This window comes from Streptomyces sp. NPDC001903, assembly GCF_042891345.1.
Taxonomy (GTDB): domain Bacteria; phylum Actinomycetota; class Actinomycetes; order Streptomycetales; family Streptomycetaceae; genus Streptomyces.
In genome coordinates this window covers 107,039-123,559 of sequence record NZ_JBIASZ010000012.1, presented here as the reverse complement: position 1 = coordinate 123,559, position 16,521 = coordinate 107,039, and the positions used below count along the sequence as shown (strand labels likewise).

At 74.3% G+C, this 16,521-nt stretch carries 13 protein-coding genes; 9 read left to right on the top strand and 4 right to left on the bottom strand.

All coding sequences use genetic code 11. The features are described from left to right. Nucleotides 1-122: 122 nt before the first annotated feature. Entirely contained in the window at nucleotides 123-653 is a 531-nt protein-coding gene (locus ACFYZS_RS25395) for a GNAT family N-acetyltransferase (protein WP_389016782.1), read from the bottom strand. 371 nt (nucleotides 654-1,024) lie between these two features. On the opposite strand from ACFYZS_RS25395, the gene ACFYZS_RS25390 reads away from it, so the two are divergent. Then, on the top strand, nucleotides 1,025-1,930 hold the full coding sequence (locus ACFYZS_RS25390; protein WP_389016779.1) for an aminotransferase class IV: 906 nt from the start codon (nucleotides 1,025-1,027) through the stop codon (nucleotides 1,928-1,930). Here the strand turns inward: ACFYZS_RS25390 and ACFYZS_RS25385 are convergent. The 3 genes from ACFYZS_RS25385 to ACFYZS_RS25375 form a co-directional block, all read right to left on the bottom strand. Then, nucleotides 1,899-2,195 (bottom strand): hypothetical protein, encoded by a 297-nt coding sequence (locus ACFYZS_RS25385; RefSeq protein WP_389016776.1) that lies wholly within the window; start codon nucleotides 2,193-2,195, stop codon nucleotides 1,899-1,901. The two genes, ACFYZS_RS25390 and ACFYZS_RS25385, sit on opposite strands and share 32 nt — an antisense overlap. Nucleotides 2,196-2,358: 163 nt before the next feature. Continuing rightward, a complete protein-coding gene (locus ACFYZS_RS25380) occupies nucleotides 2,359-3,183 on the bottom strand; it encodes a hypothetical protein (RefSeq protein ID WP_389016773.1) in 825 nt (274 codons plus the stop codon). Next, nucleotides 3,176-4,261 (bottom strand): Gfo/Idh/MocA family protein, encoded by a 1,086-nt coding sequence (locus tag ACFYZS_RS25375; protein ID WP_389016770.1) that lies wholly within the window; start codon nucleotides 4,259-4,261, stop codon nucleotides 3,176-3,178. Before ACFYZS_RS25375 ends, ACFYZS_RS25380 begins: the two co-directional genes overlap by 8 nt. A 325-nt stretch (nucleotides 4,262-4,586) precedes the next feature. Here ACFYZS_RS25375 and ACFYZS_RS25370 point away from each other — a divergent pair, with 325 nt between their 5' ends. From ACFYZS_RS25370 to ACFYZS_RS25335, 8 genes are read left to right on the top strand one after another with little or no spacing between them, the layout of a single operon-like run. Beyond that, nucleotides 4,587-5,411 carry a transketolase gene (locus ACFYZS_RS25370; RefSeq protein WP_389016767.1) on the top strand — a complete coding sequence of 275 codons (825 nt, stop codon included), beginning with the start codon at nucleotides 4,587-4,589 and terminating at the stop codon, nucleotides 5,409-5,411. Next, nucleotides 5,408-6,367, top strand: a complete 960-nt coding sequence (locus ACFYZS_RS25365; protein ID WP_389016764.1) for a transketolase C-terminal domain-containing protein — start codon at nucleotides 5,408-5,410, stop codon at nucleotides 6,365-6,367. The genes ACFYZS_RS25370 and ACFYZS_RS25365 overlap by 4 nt, the downstream gene beginning before the upstream one ends. Nucleotides 6,368-6,369: 2 nt before the next feature. Then, nucleotides 6,370-7,626 (top strand): hypothetical protein, encoded by a 1,257-nt coding sequence (locus ACFYZS_RS25360; RefSeq protein ID WP_389016761.1) that lies wholly within the window; start codon nucleotides 6,370-6,372, stop codon nucleotides 7,624-7,626. Beyond that, nucleotides 7,623-8,654 carry a phosphotransferase gene (locus ACFYZS_RS25355; RefSeq protein ID WP_389016758.1) on the top strand — a complete coding sequence of 344 codons (1,032 nt, stop codon included), beginning with the start codon at nucleotides 7,623-7,625 and terminating at the stop codon, nucleotides 8,652-8,654. Before ACFYZS_RS25360 ends, ACFYZS_RS25355 begins: the two co-directional genes overlap by 4 nt. Next, nucleotides 8,647-10,167, top strand: a complete 1,521-nt coding sequence (locus ACFYZS_RS25350) for an FAD-dependent oxidoreductase (protein WP_389016755.1) — start codon at nucleotides 8,647-8,649, stop codon at nucleotides 10,165-10,167. The genes ACFYZS_RS25355 and ACFYZS_RS25350 overlap by 8 nt, the downstream gene beginning before the upstream one ends. After that, a complete protein-coding gene (locus ACFYZS_RS25345) occupies nucleotides 10,164-12,611 on the top strand; it encodes a non-ribosomal peptide synthetase (RefSeq protein WP_389016752.1) in 2,448 nt (815 codons plus the stop codon). The genes ACFYZS_RS25350 and ACFYZS_RS25345 overlap by 4 nt, the downstream gene beginning before the upstream one ends. After that, a complete protein-coding gene (locus ACFYZS_RS25340) occupies nucleotides 12,608-15,682 on the top strand; it encodes a type I polyketide synthase (RefSeq protein WP_389016749.1) in 3,075 nt (1,024 codons plus the stop codon). The genes ACFYZS_RS25345 and ACFYZS_RS25340 overlap by 4 nt, the downstream gene beginning before the upstream one ends. Beyond that, a complete protein-coding gene (locus tag ACFYZS_RS25335; protein WP_389016746.1) occupies nucleotides 15,679-16,521 on the top strand; it encodes a 3-hydroxyacyl-CoA dehydrogenase family protein in 843 nt (280 codons plus the stop codon). The genes ACFYZS_RS25340 and ACFYZS_RS25335 overlap by 4 nt, the downstream gene beginning before the upstream one ends.

The window sequence follows — 16,521 nt, the reverse complement described above, 5'->3', positions numbered from 1 at the left end:
GCTCCGGACCAGGCCCTTCGCGCCGATTATGTCGACCGCTCGAGACGTTCTGCGGAAGTTGTCCGAGCCGGGAACTTCCCTGTAGTAGAGCCAACGCGGCCGGCGAAGCACCGGCCCGAGCATCAGGGCCTCAGCAGTCCGCCCACCCACCAGTCGTGCGGCTTGCCGTCGTTGGTGATGCTGCGATTGCGCAGTGTCCCTTCGACGGTGAAACCGAGTTTCTCGGCAACGGCACGCGAGCCGGTGTTCCCGGCCATGGCCCACCACTCGATGCGGTGCACGTCGAGCGTGGCCCAGCCCCAGTCGCACAGGGCCCGAGCGGCCTCGACCGAGTACCCGCGTCCGCGCTGCTCCTTGACCGCCCAGTAACCGAGCTCCCAGACGCCGCGGCTGATGAGGGTCAGGCAGTACGAGCCGACCAAGGCGCCGGTGTCCTTGCGGAACGCCCCGAGGGTGTAGTCCTTGTCCTCGGCCCACTGGCCGGGCAGCTTCTCGCCGACGAGCGTCTCCGCGTCCGCACGCCGGTACGGCACCGGCACCGGGGTATAGAACTGGATGTCCTCGTCCTGGCAGGCCTCGTACACCGCATCCACGTCGGCAGGCCCGAAGGCCCGCAGCACCAGACGGTCGGTCTCAAGAGTCACTGGGTCCATCGCGGCAGTATGGCCACCATCGACAAGCGGCGGCCAGCGAATATCAGCCCTGGATGACCTGCCCGCCGACTCGACCACGTCCGGGCTCCGACTGCCGGTGGCGTGCCGGACGAGGACGTGGCGCCCGTTCTCCTCGACCTGAGTCGTTCTGCGGTCGGATCGCCGCGCGAGGTGCGTCGGCGGTGCCGCAGTGGGCTGAATCGCGCCCATGGACTGGATATTGACTGCTGATTGTGACCGTCTTGACAGTGATTCACGGCCAAATCTAGAGTTCGGTCAGGGCTCCCTCTGGGCCCGCGTCCAAATGGTTGCCGATAGGGGTAAGTGTGTCTTCTGAATACGGGCATTTGATTTGGCGCAACGGCACCTTCATGCCGTGGGAAGAGGCGACGGTCCACATCAGCTCCGTCGGACACGCCTCGGTCTCCGCCGCGTTCGAAGGCGTGCACTCCTACTGGAGCGCCGAGCGGGGGGTCCTGAACGGCTTCCGGCTCCGCGACCACATGCAGCGGCTGCTGGACTCGCTCCGGCTGAGCTGGCTGGAGCCCGAGTTCGACGCGGACGCGCTCGTCGCCGCCACCGTCGAGCTGCTCGCCTCGTGGGAGTCCAGCGGCAAGGACCTCTACGTGCGACCGTGGGGCTTCGCCGCCGGGACGCACAAGGAGCAGATGGTGCCGCGCGGCACTCCGGCCGAGATAGCCATCGAGACCTGGGAGTTCGAGAGCAAGCTCGGCCGAGGGCGCACCTGCACGCTCGCCGTCAGCTCCTGGCCCCGCTTCAACCCGGGTGCCTCTCCGGCGTCGATGAAGGTGTTCTCGAACTACCACAACGGCCGGCTGGGCAATGTGGACGCCCGGGCCCGCGGCGCCGACTGGCCCGTCTTCCTCAACGGCGCCGGGAACGTCACGGAGTCGTCCGGCTCGTGCATCGCCCTGGTCAAGGGCGGCCGGATCATCACCCCGGACCTGGCCAGCGGGGTCCTGGACAGCATCACCCGCAAGACCCTGTTCCAGCTGGCCGAGGAGGAACTCGGCCTGACCGTCGAGGCCCGGCCCGTGGAGCGCACGGAGCTGTACCTCGCCGACGAGATCTTCCTGATGGGCACCGCTGCGGAGGTGCTGCCGGCCGTGGAGGTCGACGGGTTCCGCCTCGGTGACGGCAAGACCGCGGGGGAGGTCACCCGGGCGCTGGAAGCGTGCTACCACGACACGGTCCGCGCCGTCACCGCCAAGCACGACGAGTGGCTCACTCCCGTTCCGGCGGCGCCGGCACGCTGAAGCGCGGCTCGGCCGCCCGGATGCGGGCGGCGTAGAGCGCGGGGTCGAGGCCCAGTACGCGGAAGGCCGCCAGCCGTACGAGCAGCACCGGGTGGGCCCCGCGGCGGTACAGGGCGGCGACGTCGCCCCGCAGCAGCTCGTCCCGCTCGTCGGCGGTCAGCGGGCGGTCCGCGAGCTCCCGCCGCGGGTCCGCCCGCAGTCGTTCCAGGGTCCCCGGCTCGTGCGCGACGTCGTAGCAGAGGCGGTCGATCGCGTGGACGCTCATCAGGGGGTCCTTTCGTCGTGTGTGGTGTGCCCCGTGGGGCTCCGGCACGCGTCGATCGCGTTCCGGAGCCGTACGCCTCGCCCGCACCGTGCGGGCGAGGCGCGGCCGGCCCGCGCAGGTTCAGGCCGGCCCGCGGAGGTTCAGGCCGGTCCCCACCGGAGGTTCAGGCCGGACCCCACGCCGCGAAGGCGTGTCCCTCGCCGGTCCGGTGGTCCATGTGGGCGACGGACAGGTCCGCGGCCATCTCGGCGGCGGCGATCCACGGCAGCACCTCGCCGGCGACCGTCCCGGCCTCCTCGATGCGCCGCTCCGTCGTCTGCGCCACCAGCCCGTCCAGGTCCCCGCGGTGCAGCCGGTCGGCGACCGTCCGGGCCCAACCGGGCCGCGGTACGCCGTACAACTGGTCGGGCAGCATCCGGGGGCCGCCGACCTCCAGGGAGAAGCTGCCGCTGGCGACCACCGCGATGCGGCGGCCCGGCAGGTCCTCCAGGGCGCCCCGCAGCACCCGGCCGAGCCGTCTGCAGCGTTCGGCCGAAGGGCGGGGCGCCACCATGCCGTTGAGGTACACCGGGACGACGGGCAGCCCGCGCGTGTTGAGGAAGTGCAATGGGACCACGACGGAGTGGTCGACCGAGTGGCCGCGCAGGGCCACCGGGTCGAAGTCCTGGCCCACCAGGCCCCGGTGGAGGGTCGCGCCGACGCCCGCGTCGAGCGCGTACGCGGTGGGCGGCACGCCCGGGACGTCGTCGCTCGGACCGAGCGCGCCGTCCCCGGTGGCGATGGCGAACGTCGGCCACATGTCCGGGGTGAACGTGTTGATGTGGTCGCAGGTCAGGACGAGGAGGACGTCCGCGTCCGCCCGCTCGACCACCTCGCCGACCGCCGCGTAGCGCTGTGCCACGTCCGCCCCGGCGGCCGTGTCGGTGCGGGCCAGGGCGGGGAAGCCGGGGGTGTGCGGGACCCCGGCGACCGCGACGATCTCAGCCACGAGCCGTCACCGCGCGCACGGCCGCGGTCCCGGTCGGCGCCCCGCCCCCGCCCCCGGAGCGGGCCGTGCGGTACATCTCCCGGAGCAGGCGCAGGGTTTCGAGCCCGGCCGTGCCGTCGGCGGCCATGGTGTGCCGGGGGTCGCGGACCGCGGCGGCGAAGTCGGCGATCTGCCGGCGGTGCGAGATGCCGTAGTAGCCGATTCCGGCGGGTGGGGGCGAGACCTGCCCCCGCACCGTGGCGGCCGCCGCGCGCAGCGCGTCGCCGCCCTCGGCCAGGTGCAGCGTGCCGGGGTGGTCCAGGTCGAAGAGGACCGAGCCGCCGGTGCCGACGAGTTCGATGCGGGTGCGCCAGGTGATGCTGCTCGCGACCGTGACCTGGTACGTCACCAACGCGCCCTGCGGGCCCCGCAGGACGGCCGCCAGGGTGTCCTCCGTCTCCATGCCGCCACGGGGAGCCGTGTGCCCGGTGGCGGCGCCGACCACCGTGAGGCCGCCGGTCAGCCAGCGCGTGACGTCGAGTGCGTGGTAGCCCTGGTTGACCAGGGCGGAGCCGCCCTCGCCGGCGAAGGTGCCGCGCCAGTAGCTCTCGGCGTAGTACGCGTGGTCGCGGCCGCACTGGAGGCTGACGGTGCCGGACACGAGGCGTCCGAGCAGGCCGTCGGCGATCCAGTCGCGCACGGCGGTGACGACCGGGTCGTAGCGGTGCTGGGAGACGACCGACAGGACGCGGCCGGCGCGTTCGGCGAGGGCCGTCAGGGCGGCGCCCTCCTCGACGGTCATGGCCAGCGGCTTCTCCACCAGCACATGCTTGCCCGCCGTGAGCGCCGCGGCGACCAGTTCGTGGTGCCCGGCGTGGTCGACGGCGACGGAGACGCTGTCGACCTCGGGGTCCGCCAAGACCTCGCGCACGTCCGAGGTCGCCCGCGGGAGGCCGTACTCCCGGGCCAGGGCGCGCGCCCGGGACAGGTCGCGGTCGCAGGCCCAGCGCAGTTCGGCGTCCGGCAGCGCGGTGAATCCGTCGACGTGGTTGGGGGCTACGCGGCCGCAGCCCACCACGGCATGGACAAGGGGTTTCACGGAGAACTCCTCGGGTCTCGCGGTTGCCCGCCGGACGGCAGCGCGAATGAAGGAACGGCGCGCGGCGGGCTCTCGACTTCAGTCAATGTCACGCGACTTGTGAATGTCAATGCGCGGACACTTCTCTCGGTCATCCGTGAGGGCTTGTTAGTGACTCGATTAGTGACTGAGCTTGACAAGCAATCATGGAGCGGCTTGACTCTGCCTCGCCCGGCGTCGGGGCGCCGCCTCGCAGGCCGCCCCGGGGAGTCCCCTCAGCGGATCCCCGCCGGCTGACACGCACCCGACCCACGAGCCGCCCCGTCGCGGCAGACCGGAGGACGTCGTGCTCCACCCGGACGAACTGGCCCGGCGTGCCCGGCAGCGGGTCGTCGAACTGGCCGCACGCAAGGCGGTCCACCTCGGCGCCGCACTGTCCATGACCGACCTGCTCGCCGTCCTCTACACCCGAGGCCTGCGCTACCGCCCGGACCGGCCCGACTGGCCCGACCGGGATCTGCTCGTCCTCAGCAAGGGCCACGGTGCCTACGGGCTGTACGCGATCCTCGCCGAACTCGGCGTCATCGAAGCCGACTTGGCCACCCTGCCCGGCCACCCCTCCGACTCCGTGCCCGGCGTCGAGGCCGCGACCGGTGCCCTCGGCCACGGACTGTCCCTCGGCTGCGGCATGGCCCTCGGTGCGCGGCTGGCCGGCCGGGACCAGCGGGTCGTCGTCGTGACCGGCGACGGCGAGCTCGACGAAGGAAGCAACTGGGAGGCCGCGCAGTTCGCAGCGCACCACCGCCTCGGCAACCTCGTCGCCGTCGTGGACCGCAACCGGCTCCAGCAGGAGGGGGACACCGAGAACGTGAACGCACTCGAACCGCTCGCCGACAAGTGGCGGGCCTTCGGCTGGCGCGTCGCCGAGGCCGACGGGCACGACACGGCCGCGGTCACCGACGCCCTGGCCGGACTCCGGTCCGGCGACGGCCCCGCGGTACTGATCGCGCACACCGTCAAGGGCAAGGGCGTCCCCTTCGCCGAGGGCGATCCCGCCTGGCACATGGGCTCGTTGGACGCGGAGCAGCTCCGGACGGCCCTCGCCGCCCTCGGCGCACCCGCCGTCCCTGCCGTCCCCGCCCTGGCGGCCGCGCGAGGTGGCCGGCCGTGACCACCACCTCACCGCCCACCACACCGCCCACCATGCGCACCGCACTCGCCGCCGCACTCGCCGAGGCGGTCGACGCGGACCCCGCGCTGATCACCCTGGGCGCCGACGGACAGGCCCTGTTCCAGGGCGTCATGGCCCGCCACCCGCGCCGGTACGTCGACGTCGGCATCGCCGAGGCCAACCTCGTCGGAGTCGCCGCCGGACTCGCCCGCAGCGGACTGCGCCCCGTCGCCGCCGCCATGGCCCCGTTCCTCGTCCGCCGCGCCTACGAGCAGCTGCGCCTCGACGTGTGCGTGCCCGCACTGCCCGTCGTCCTGCTCGGCGTCGGCGGGGGACTCGGCTACGGGCCCCTCGGCCCCACCCACCACGCCACCGACGACATCACGCTCATGTCGGCGCTGCCCCACATGAGCGTGTACTGCCCCGCGGACGCCGCCGACGCCGTCGCCGTCCTGCGCAGCGCGCTCGCGTCCGGCGGTCCCGCGTACGTACGGCTCTCCGCGCGCCAGGACCCGCCGCTGCCCGCCGCGGCGTCCGACGGCGACCCGGGCACCCCCCGGCTGCTGCGCGACGGCGGCGACGTCCTGCTGCTCGCCACCGGCCGCTGCGTGGCCGAGGCCCTCTCCGCGGCCGAGGCCCTCGCCGCCGACGGAGTGGACGCCGCCGTGGCCTCCGTGACCACCCTGCACCCCTTCCCCGGGGACGCCGTCCGCGCCCTGGCCCGCCGCCGGGCGCTCGTCGTCACCGCCGCGGAGTCCCTGGGCCCCGGCGGCCTGGGGGACCGCACCGCACTGACCCTCGGCCGCGACGGCCCCCCGTTGGTGCGCCTGGAGACCGACCACCGCTACCCGCCGGTCGCCTCCCACGAAGACCTTCTCCACTTCTACGGCGTGGACAGCCGCGGCATCCGGTCCGCCGTGCTCGGCCGGTTCACCAGGAACACGAGGAAAGCGTGACGATGAGGATCCTCTCCAGCGCCCAGGCCTGCGGATTCGGGCCCGTCTCCAAGCTGGTCGCCATCACCCCCCTGCTCGCCGGCAGCCGCGTCGACTTCGTCGGCCAAGGCGTCGCACTCGACTTCGCCCGGCGCCACAGCCACCGCTTCCACCGCATCACCGAAGGCGACACCAGCCGGCACGAGGACCTCGCACAGGGCCTCGCCGACGCCGACCTCGTGGTCAGCGTCATGGACGCCGAGCTCGTCTTCCGAGCGGTGCGCGCCGGTCGCCCCGTGCTCTTCTTCGACAGCCTCCTCGGCTTCTGGCTGACCGACCGCAGCTACGAGGAGCTGGCGGCGCGCGCGCAGCTCGTCCGCTGGGCCGACCACGACACCGCCCGCTACGTCTTCGACACGCTTGCCCCGCACGAGCGCATCCTGCTGGCCCACCTCCTCGCCCGCCGGTCCTACGCGCAGAACTTCCCCGGAGTCCCCGCGCGCATCGCCGCCCTGGCCGCGACGGGCGCCGACCACATCGAGCTGTGCGGTCCCATCGTCGACCGCGGCGCCCTGGAAGGGGCCCTCACCGAACCGCCCCCGGAGCGGCCCGCCGGCCTGCTGATCAACCTCGGCGGCTTCCAGAACTTCTTCCTGGACTACGAGTCCCACAACGCCTACCTCGACCTCGTGCGCCGCTGGGTCTCCGAACTGGCCGTGGCCCGGCCCGAACTCGGCCGCATCCTGGTCTGCGGCGGAGCGTTCCGCCGGGGCGCCACCGAGACCCACGGCGAGGTCGAGGTCGAGTACGCCTTCCTGCCGCAGACGGAGTTCCTGCGCCAGCTCGCCCACGCCCCGCTCTACGCCGTCCCGCCGAGCCTCACCTCGCTGCACGAGTCCGTCATCCTGCGCCGGCTCCCGCTGCTGCTCCCCGAGCAGCACTACGGACACATCGCCAACCTCAGGGCCCTGCGCGGCACCGTCGCCGGCGACATCGCGGCCAGCCTCACCGACCTGGGCAGCAGGTTCGTCGTCCCCGAGGACGACCTGGAGGGCACCAAGGCCCTCGACCGGCTCACCCGCGAGCTGCTCACGGACGAGTCCGGCTACCGCCGGCTCGCCGACCACCTGGACACGCGCCTGACCGCCTACCAGGAGCTGACGCAAGAGGAACGCGGCGCCGCCGTCGACCAACTCGGCGCCCTCCTCGGCGGACCCGCACTGGCCGAACTCCTGGACCTCGTCGACCTCACCCCCGCCACCGCCGGGAGCACCGCATGACCCGCACCCCCACCCCGCCCCCGCCCGCCCCCGCGGACCTCGCCGACCTGACCGAACGCAGCGTCGACACCGACGAGGTGGCCCGGCTGATGCTCGCCGCCCACCTGGAACGCACCGGCACCCCCGAGCCCGGTCCCGACCGCGTGCGCTCGGCCACCTGGACACCGGCCGGCGCCCGCAAGGTCCGCCGCCGCACCTTCGTCCGGCTCGACATCGACGGCGCGCCCGTCGCCGTCGCCAAGGTCCCGCTGTCCGTGACCGATCCCAAACTCGCCCGGGAGCTGGAGATCCTGCGCGGCTTCCCCGCCCCCGCCCCGCTCGGCAGCCCCGTGCCGCTGGACGCCCTGTGCGGCGGGTTCACCATGACCCACCTGCCCGGCGTCGACCTGCCCACCGCCGTCGCGGGCACCGACGGGCCCGGCGCCCTGTGGCACGTACTGCGCCCCGCCGTCGAGCGGGTGGCCGAGCTGCACCTGTCCGGCGGAACGTCCGGCCCGGCGACCACCCCGGACCAGGCCCTCGAGACGGCCGCCGCGTACGTCCGCGAACCCGAGTTCGGCGTCCCGCACGCCGACGAGGCGCTGCGCACGGCCCTGCTCGCGCCCACCCACGGCGACCTGGGCCCGTGGAACGTGCGCTACGACGCCCGCGACGGCTCCGCCCGGGTGCTGGACTTCGAGGACTACCGTGCCACCGGCATCGCCGCCATGGACGTCGTGAACCTCCTCGTCACGACGGCCCTGCCGGTCTTCCCGGACTACGCGGAACACGGCTTCGACTGGCTCTACGACCAGGTCTTCGCCTCCGACCACTGGTTCCGGTCCGTCCTGTGGCAGGGACTGGAGCACTACGCCGCGCTCACCGGGCAGCACCCCGGCCGCGTCCTCGACCTGCTGCCCTTCACCTGTCAGTGGCTCATCGAGCGCATCGAGGCCGAAGGCCGCGACACCGGCGGGCTCTTCTACCGCACCTTCGTCGAGCGCTACCTGGAGCGGCGACCCACGGACCACGGGAGCAGCCATGTCTGAGCAGACCCGCACCACGCCCGCGGACACGGTCGTCATCGGCGGCGGCCCCGCCGGACTGTTCGCCGCGCTCACCCTGGTCCGGGCGGGCCGGCGCGTCGTCCTCCTCGAAGCGGGCGGCGACATGAGCGAGAGCCTGTGTCCCCGGCTCGTGGCCCGCATGAAGGGGCGCACGGTCCGCGACGCGGAGAAGTTCCGCCTGCAGTGCGCGCGCTGCACCTGCCTCACCGGACTGGGCGGCGCGGCGTTCCACTTCGACACCAACCTCGGATACATCTCCTCGCTCACCCGCTCCAAGATCGAGACGGCGCCCGACGGGACGGTCCGCTCCTACAGCGGCCTGGAGCGCGCCCTCGGCTCCTTCGACCGTGCCCAGGACCTCATCTCCGAGGCGTACCGCGTCCTCTACGGGCTGGGCCTGCCGCCCGCCGGACCGGCGCACGAGGCCGACGGCGCCCTGCTCGGCGACGGCACGGTCTTCCAGCACGTCGACACGGCGTACTCGCAGAGCGTCACCGTGGACGACTCCCTCGTCGTCATCGCCCGGCTCAAGGCCGAACTGGAACACGGTGGCGGCAGCGTCCTGCTGCGCCACCGGGCCACCGATGTGGAGCCGCTGACCGGGGGCGGTTTCCACGTCCGCGCCGACACCCCCGACGGGCCGGCCGTGTTCCGCGCCGACGACGTCATCGTCGGCGTCGGCAAGCTCGGCCTGCCCTGGGTGCGCGACCTCGCCGGACGGATCGGCGTACGCCACCGGCCCAGCAGCCGCGTCGACCTGGGCGTGCGGCTGGAGGCGGCCCGCGAGGACCTCGCACCCCTGCTGGACGGCTGCCACAACCCCAAACTGTCGTTCCTCAACGAAGAGGGCCACTCGGTCCGGACGTTCTGTGTGTGCGAAGGCGGTCGCGTCATGCAGTACGGCTTCCTCGACGCCGTCGCGCTCGACGGGCAGCACTGCCTGAACCAGCCCACGACCAAGTCCAACCTCGGCATCCTCACCACCGTCGACCTGCCCGAAGGAACCGACGGCACCGAACACGCCGCCGCCTTCGCCCGGCGCGTCGCCGCCCACGGCTCCGGCAAGCCCGTCGTCAGCACCGTCGACGAGCTGGCCGGACGGCCCGCCCCGGACGGCCCGCTCGCCACCAGCCTCATCAGCTACCACCACGGCGACCTGCGCGACTGCCTGCCCGCCTCCACCGTCCGCGACGTCCTCGCCATGGTCGACCGGCTCAACACCCTCCACCCGGGGCTCGTTCCCGGCACGGCCACGGTCGCGGCGCCCGTCGTCGAACGCCTCTTCCCCGACCTGGACCTCTCCGACGACCTGGAGTCCTCCGTCCCGGGCCTGTACTTCGTCGGCGACAGCTCCTCGAAGATCATCGGCATCACGTACGGCGCCGCCACCGGCATGGCCGCGGCCCGCTCGGTCCTGCGGCGCCGGGGCGCCACACCACCTGCGGCCGGCACGGCCACGGCCATGGCCCCGGCCGCGAGCGGGGGACCGCGATGATCGTCCTGCCGCACCGCGTACGCGCCGCCACCCCGCCCCGCCTGGCGCACTGCACCACCCCCCTGTCCGCACCCGCGGCGGCCCTGCTCGACGGACCCGAAGGCCACCTGGCGCTCGCCGCGCTGACCCATCTGCTGCTCCACCGCTACGGAACCGGCTGGGACGTCTTCGGCGCCACCGGCGCGACACCGCTGCGCTACCTCCCCGCCGAGGACCAGGAGAGCGTCACCCTGGGACGGCTCACCGCGGCCGCCCGCCCCGTCGACGCCGCCCTGCCGTCCGACGGCGCACCGTACGCGGCGGTGCTCCCCGCCCGCCCGGACACCGAGCCGCCCGCCCTCGGCCGCCCGGTCTGGACCGCCGCCGCCGAGGGCCCGGACCTCCACCTCGCCTACGACGGCGCCCTCGTGGACGCCACCACCGCGCAGCACGTGTCCCGGCACCTGGCCCTGCTCGCCGACCGCGCGGCGCGGGAGCCCTCGACCACCGCGGGAGCCGTCGACCTGCTCCTGCCGGACGAGCGCGAACTGCTGCTGGACACCTGGAACGCCCCACCCACCCCGCACGCGGACACCACCCTGCACCGCATGATCCGTGAGCAGGCCGCCCGCACCCCCGACGCGATCGCCCTGCGGGACGGCGACGCCGAGCTGACGTACGGCGAACTCGACGCCGCCTCCGACCGGTTCGCCCGCGGGCTGAGCCCGCACCTCGCCGGGCCCGGTGACCTCGTGGTCCTCACCGGCGACCGGGACCTCGCGCTCTTCACCGCCGTCCTCGGCATCTGGAAGGCCGGAGCCGGCTTCGTCCACCTCGACCCGCACCTGCCGGACCTGCGGGCCGAGGAGGTCCTGCGCGTCACCGCGCCCGCGGTCACGCTGACCACCGCGACCGGTCACCGGGCCGTCGCGGACCGGGCCCTCGATGCCGCGGTGTTCCTCGACGGCGCGCCGGACCCCGGCGCGGCCGACGGCCCGCCCGGCGCCCCCGAGGACCGGGCCCGCCCCGACACCACCGCGTACGTCCTGTTCACCTCCGGCAGCACCGGCACCCCCAAGGGCGTCGTCCGCCCGCACCGCATGCACACCTCGCGCATCCGGCTGGAGCAGGGGATGTACGGCATGGGCCCGGACGACCGGCACCTGCTGAAGTCGCCCATCAGCTTCCGGGAGTTCGCCTGGCCGCTGGCGACCGGCGGCACGGCGGTGCTGGCGGCCCCCGGCAAGGACCGCGACGACCGCCACCTCGCGGAACTCATCCACGACCAGCGCATCACCACCGTCAGCTTCGTGCCGTCCATGCTGCGGCTGCTGCTCACCCAGCCCGCGTTCCGCACCGCGCCCGCACTGCGCCACGTCTTCGTCGGCGGCGAGGCCCTCGGGCAGGACCTCGAGGACGAACTGCGCGCCCTCGGCTTCGAGGTCCACAACACGTACACCCTCAGTGAGGCGGACTACGTGTGCCACCGCACCGGACCGCTCACCGCCCCCCGGCCCGAGGGCGCGGTCGGGACCGTCGTCGGCGTTCCGCTCGACATGCGGACCTACCTCTGCGACGCGGCGGGCCGGCTGGTGCCGCCCGGCGTCGTCGGCGAGATCCACACCGGCGGACCCGGGCTGGCCGACGGCTACCTCGGCCGTCCGGACCTGACCGCCGAGCGCTTCCGCCCCAACCGGATCGACCCCACCGGCCCCGAGGTCCTCTTCCGCACCGGAGACCTCGCCCGCCACCTGCCCGACGGCCAGATCGAGTACCTCGGACGCGCCGACGACCAGGTCAAGGTCCGCGGACAGCGGGTGGAACCCGCCGAGGTGGAGACCGTACTGCGCACGCACCCGGGAATCGCCGACGCGGCCGTCGTCGGCATCCCGGACCCCGACCAGGGCGCCGTCCTCGCGGCCTACGTCGTGCCAGAGCACGAAGAGGTCCCGCCCCAGCGGCTGCGCGAGCACCTCGCCGCCCGGCTCCCGGACTTCATGGTGCCCGCGCACCTGGCCTCGGTCCCCGCCCTGCCCCTGCTCGGCAGCGGCAAGGTCGACCGCGGCGCACTGCGCGTGTCACCGCGCACCCGCCCCGCCCTCGACGTGCCCTGCACCCCGCCCGCCACCGCCGACCAGGAGCGCGCCGCCGTACTCGTGGCACGCGTCCTCGGCCTCGACACCGTGGGCATCGACGACGACTTCTTCGCCCTGGGCGGCGACTCCCTGCGCCTGATGATGCTGCGCGGCGCGCTGGAGTCGGCCGGCGGCCGGGCGATCGCCCTCGCCGACGTCCTCGCCGCCCGCACCCCGCGCGGCCACGCCCGGCTCCTCGGCGAGGCGACCGGCTCCGCCTCCGACTCCGTCGCCGCCCGCCGCCCCGCCGAACGCCGGCGCCCGCCGCGGCGCGCCGGCACCGTCACAGCCCCCCGCACCCGACCGTCCGAAGGAGGCGAACCCGCGTGAGCGCCCCCCTGCCCGGCCACCACGCCCCGGCCCCGGCCGCGGACGACGAGTACGCCGTGGCCGTCGTCGGCATGGCCGTCCGCCTGCCCGGCTGCGACAGCCTCGACCGCTACTGGGAGATCCTCGCGGCGGGCGAGGACGCCGTCACCCGGCGCACGCAGAAGCCCGGCACCTTCGTCCCGGCCTACGGCTCCGTACCCCGGCCCGCCCACTTCGACCCGGCACGCTTCGGCATCGCCCCCTCCGAGGCCCTGCTCCTCGACCCGCAGCACCGGCTGCTCCTGGAGGCCGCCGACGAGGCGCTGGAGGCCGCCAACGTCGACCGCGTCCGCACCCCGGCCGTCAGCATCTACGCCGGCGTCGGCCACAACGACTACGAACGCTGGGTGGGCACCGCACTCGCCGGGCAGCCCGGCGTCGACGCCCAGGCCCTGGAGGTCACCAACCGCGGTGACTACGCCGCCACCCGCGTCGCCTACCGGCTCGGCCTGCACGGCGCCGCCGTGACCGTCCAGTCCGCCTGCTCCACCGCGCTCACCGCCGTCCACCTCGCCGTGCAGGACCTCCTCGCCCACGGCAGCGACCTCGCCGTCGCCGGCGTCGCCGCCGTACGGGTGCCGGCCCCGGGCGGATACGACGCGCCACTCGGCGGCATCGGATCTCCGGACGGCGTGTGCCGCCCCTTCGACCGTGCGGCCGGCGGCTCCGTACCGGGCGACGGCGCCGGCGCCGTGGTCCTCAAGCGCCTCGGCGACGCGGTGCGCGACGGCGACGACATCTGGGCGGTCGTCCGCGGCACCGCGATGAACAACGACGGCTCCGGCAAATCCGGCTTCGCCGGCGTCGACGCCGCCGCACAGGCCGAGGTCATCCGGACCGCACTGGACGTCGCCGGTCTCCGGCCCGAGGACATCGACTACGTCGAGGCGCACGGCAGCGGCACCCGCATCGGCGACGCCACCGAGTGGAGGGCCCTCGGCGAGGTCTTCGCCGACGTGGAGCACCCCGTCCGCGTGGGCGCCGCCAAGGGCGGCCTCGGCCACCTCCGGGAGGCCGCGGGGCTCGCCGGATTCGTCAAGGCCGTGCTGTCGCTGCGGCACGGACGGCTCGTCGCCACCCCGCACTTCGACCGGTTGCCCTCCGACCTCGCCCGTACGGGCGGCCCGCTGCACCCGCTCGGCGAAGCCCTCGACTGGCCGCCCGCCGAGGGTCGCCCCCGGCGCGCCGGAGTCAGCGCCTTCGGCCTCGGCGGGACGAACTGCCACATCGTCCTCGAAGAGGCCCCGACACGGCCGCAGGAGCACGGACAGGGCACGGACGGCGGCGCGCAACTGCTGCTGGTCTCCAGCCATCACCCCGACGCGCTGACCGCCGACCTCGACGCCTTGCGCGACCACATCGACCGGCACCCCGCGCGTGCGGCCGACACCGCTTGGACCACCCAGACCGCACGCCACCGCCACCCGCACCGCGGCTACGCCGTCCTCACCCCGGAAGGCGGCACCCGGGCGGCCTTCGACGCCGACCGCCTGCGCGTACAGCACGGCCGGGCCCCGTCCGGACCGCCCGAGGTCGTCTTCGTCCTGCCGGGCATCGGCAGCCACTACCCGGGCATGGGAGCCGGCCTCGCCGCCACCGACCCGGTGTTCGCGAGCCACCTGCGGGCCGCCGTCGAGATCGCCGACGGACTGACGGACGGAGCCGTGGGCCGGTCCTTCGCCGCCCCCGGGCCGCGCCCCGCCGGTGACGGCGGCCGCGTCGACCTGCGGGCCCTGCTGCGCCGCGACGGCGCCGCCCGTCCGCCCCGCCGCGCGCTGCGCGAGGTCCACCTCTCGCTGTTCTGCCTCGAACACGCCATGGCCCGCACCCTCATCGACCTCGGCATCCGGCCCGCCGCCCTCCTCGGCCACAGCCTGGGGGAGTGGGTGGCCGCCGTACTGGCCGGCGTCATCGGCCTCGACGACGCCATGGCGGCCGTCGCCCGCCGGGCCGACCTCGTCGTGACGGCCGGGGAGGGCGCCATGCTCGGCGTGCTCGCCCCCGCCGAGGACGTCGAGAAGTACGCCGCCGACGACACCTGGCTCGCCGCCGACAACGGACCCGGGCACTGCGTGTTCTCCGGGCGCCCGGACGCGGTCACCGCACTCGCCGGCCGGCTGCGCGAAGACGGCTTCACCGTCCTGCCCGTCGACTCCGCCCACCCCTTCCACACCCCCCAGCTCACCCGGGCCGCCGACCTGCTGGGCGAGGACATGCGCGACGTGCCGCTGGGCCCGGCGCGCATCCCGATCGCCTCCAGCGTCCTCGGCCGCTGGCTCGACGGGGAGACGCCCACGCCCTCCTACTGGCGCGACCACATGGTCGGCCGCGTCCGGTTCAAGGCCGCCGCCGGGCTGGTCCTGGCCCGCCACCGCGTCCTGATCGAGGTGGGCCCCGGCACCGCACGCCCGTGGATCGGCCAGAGCGACCCCGACGCCGTCTGCGTACGGACCGTCCGGCAGTCCTACGAGCACGTGCCCGACCGGCAGGTCCTGCTGGAGGCCCTCGGCGAGCTGTGGACCCACGGCGTCGAGGCCGAGTGGGATCGCCTGCACCCGGCACCCGGTCGTAGGACCACCCTGCCGCCCCGGAACCTGGTCCGGCGCCGGTTCCTCCCCGACACACCGCCGCCCGCCGACCCCTTCGCGCGGTCGGCGCCCGTACTGGCGGCCGGCCCACCCGCGACCGCGGCCGGGGGAGAGCGGAACGGACCGGAGCACCGCCCGGATCCGGCGGCCGGCCCGCAGCCGCCCTCGACGGTGGGCGGGTACCTCGCGGAGCGCTTCCGCCTGCTCCTCGGCCTGCGCGAGGTCCACCCCGACGACCACTTCTTCCACCTCGGCGGCGACTCGCTGATGGGGGTCCACCTGATCGCGGGCCTGAAGGAACTCACCGGTACGGCCGTGCCCCCCTCCATCGTCTTCGCCTCCGCGACCCTCGGCGGCATGACGCGCGAGGTGGAGGCCTGGCTGGCCGCCGCGGAGCAACAGCAGCCGAAACCCCTCGACGACAACGAAAGCCGCAGGCCATGACCCCACCCACCATCGGCGTGCTCGGAGCCGGAGTCATCGGATCCAGCGTCGCCCACGCAGCCGCGGCGGCCGGCTACACGGTGACGCTCGTCGACTCCGACCCCGCGGCGCTCGACACCGCCCGCCGCACCGTCCGCCGCCACCAGCGCCTGGCCACCCTCCTCGGCGGCACGAGCGCCCCGGCGCTCGACATCCGCCCCGCCACCGACCTCGCTGCCCTCGCGGACGTCGGGTTCGTCGTGGAGAACACCACCGAGTCGGAGCGGGCGAAGCGGGCCCTCTACCCGGAGCTGGAGAAGGTCCTCGCCCCGGGCACGACCATCGCCGCCAACACCTCCGCGGTCCCCATCGGCCGGCTCGCCGAAGGGCTCACCGACCCGGGACGGGTCGTCGGCGTCCACTTCATGAACCCGGTCGACCGGATCGACATGGTCGAGGTCGTCCGCGGCGAGGACACCTCCGACGCCGCCCTGCGGGACGTCGACCTGATGCTGCGGCGCTTGGGCAAGAAGGCCGTCGTCGTCCGGGACGCCCCCGGCTTCGTGATCAACCGCGTCCTGATGCCGGTCGTCAACCTCGCCGCCGCCGTCGTCGCGGACGGCGTCGCCACCCCGAGCCAGGTCGACGACCTCTTCAAGGGCTGCCTCGGCCACACCTCCGGCCCGCTGCGCACCGCGGACCTCATCGGCATCGACACCGTCGTCCGCACCCTGGAGGTGCTGCACGAGCACTACGGGACCGACGAGTTCGTCACCCATCCGGCGCTGCGCCGGATGGTCGACCAGGGCCGGCTCGGCGCGAAGAGCGGCCGAGGCTTCTACTCCTACGACGGGAACTGA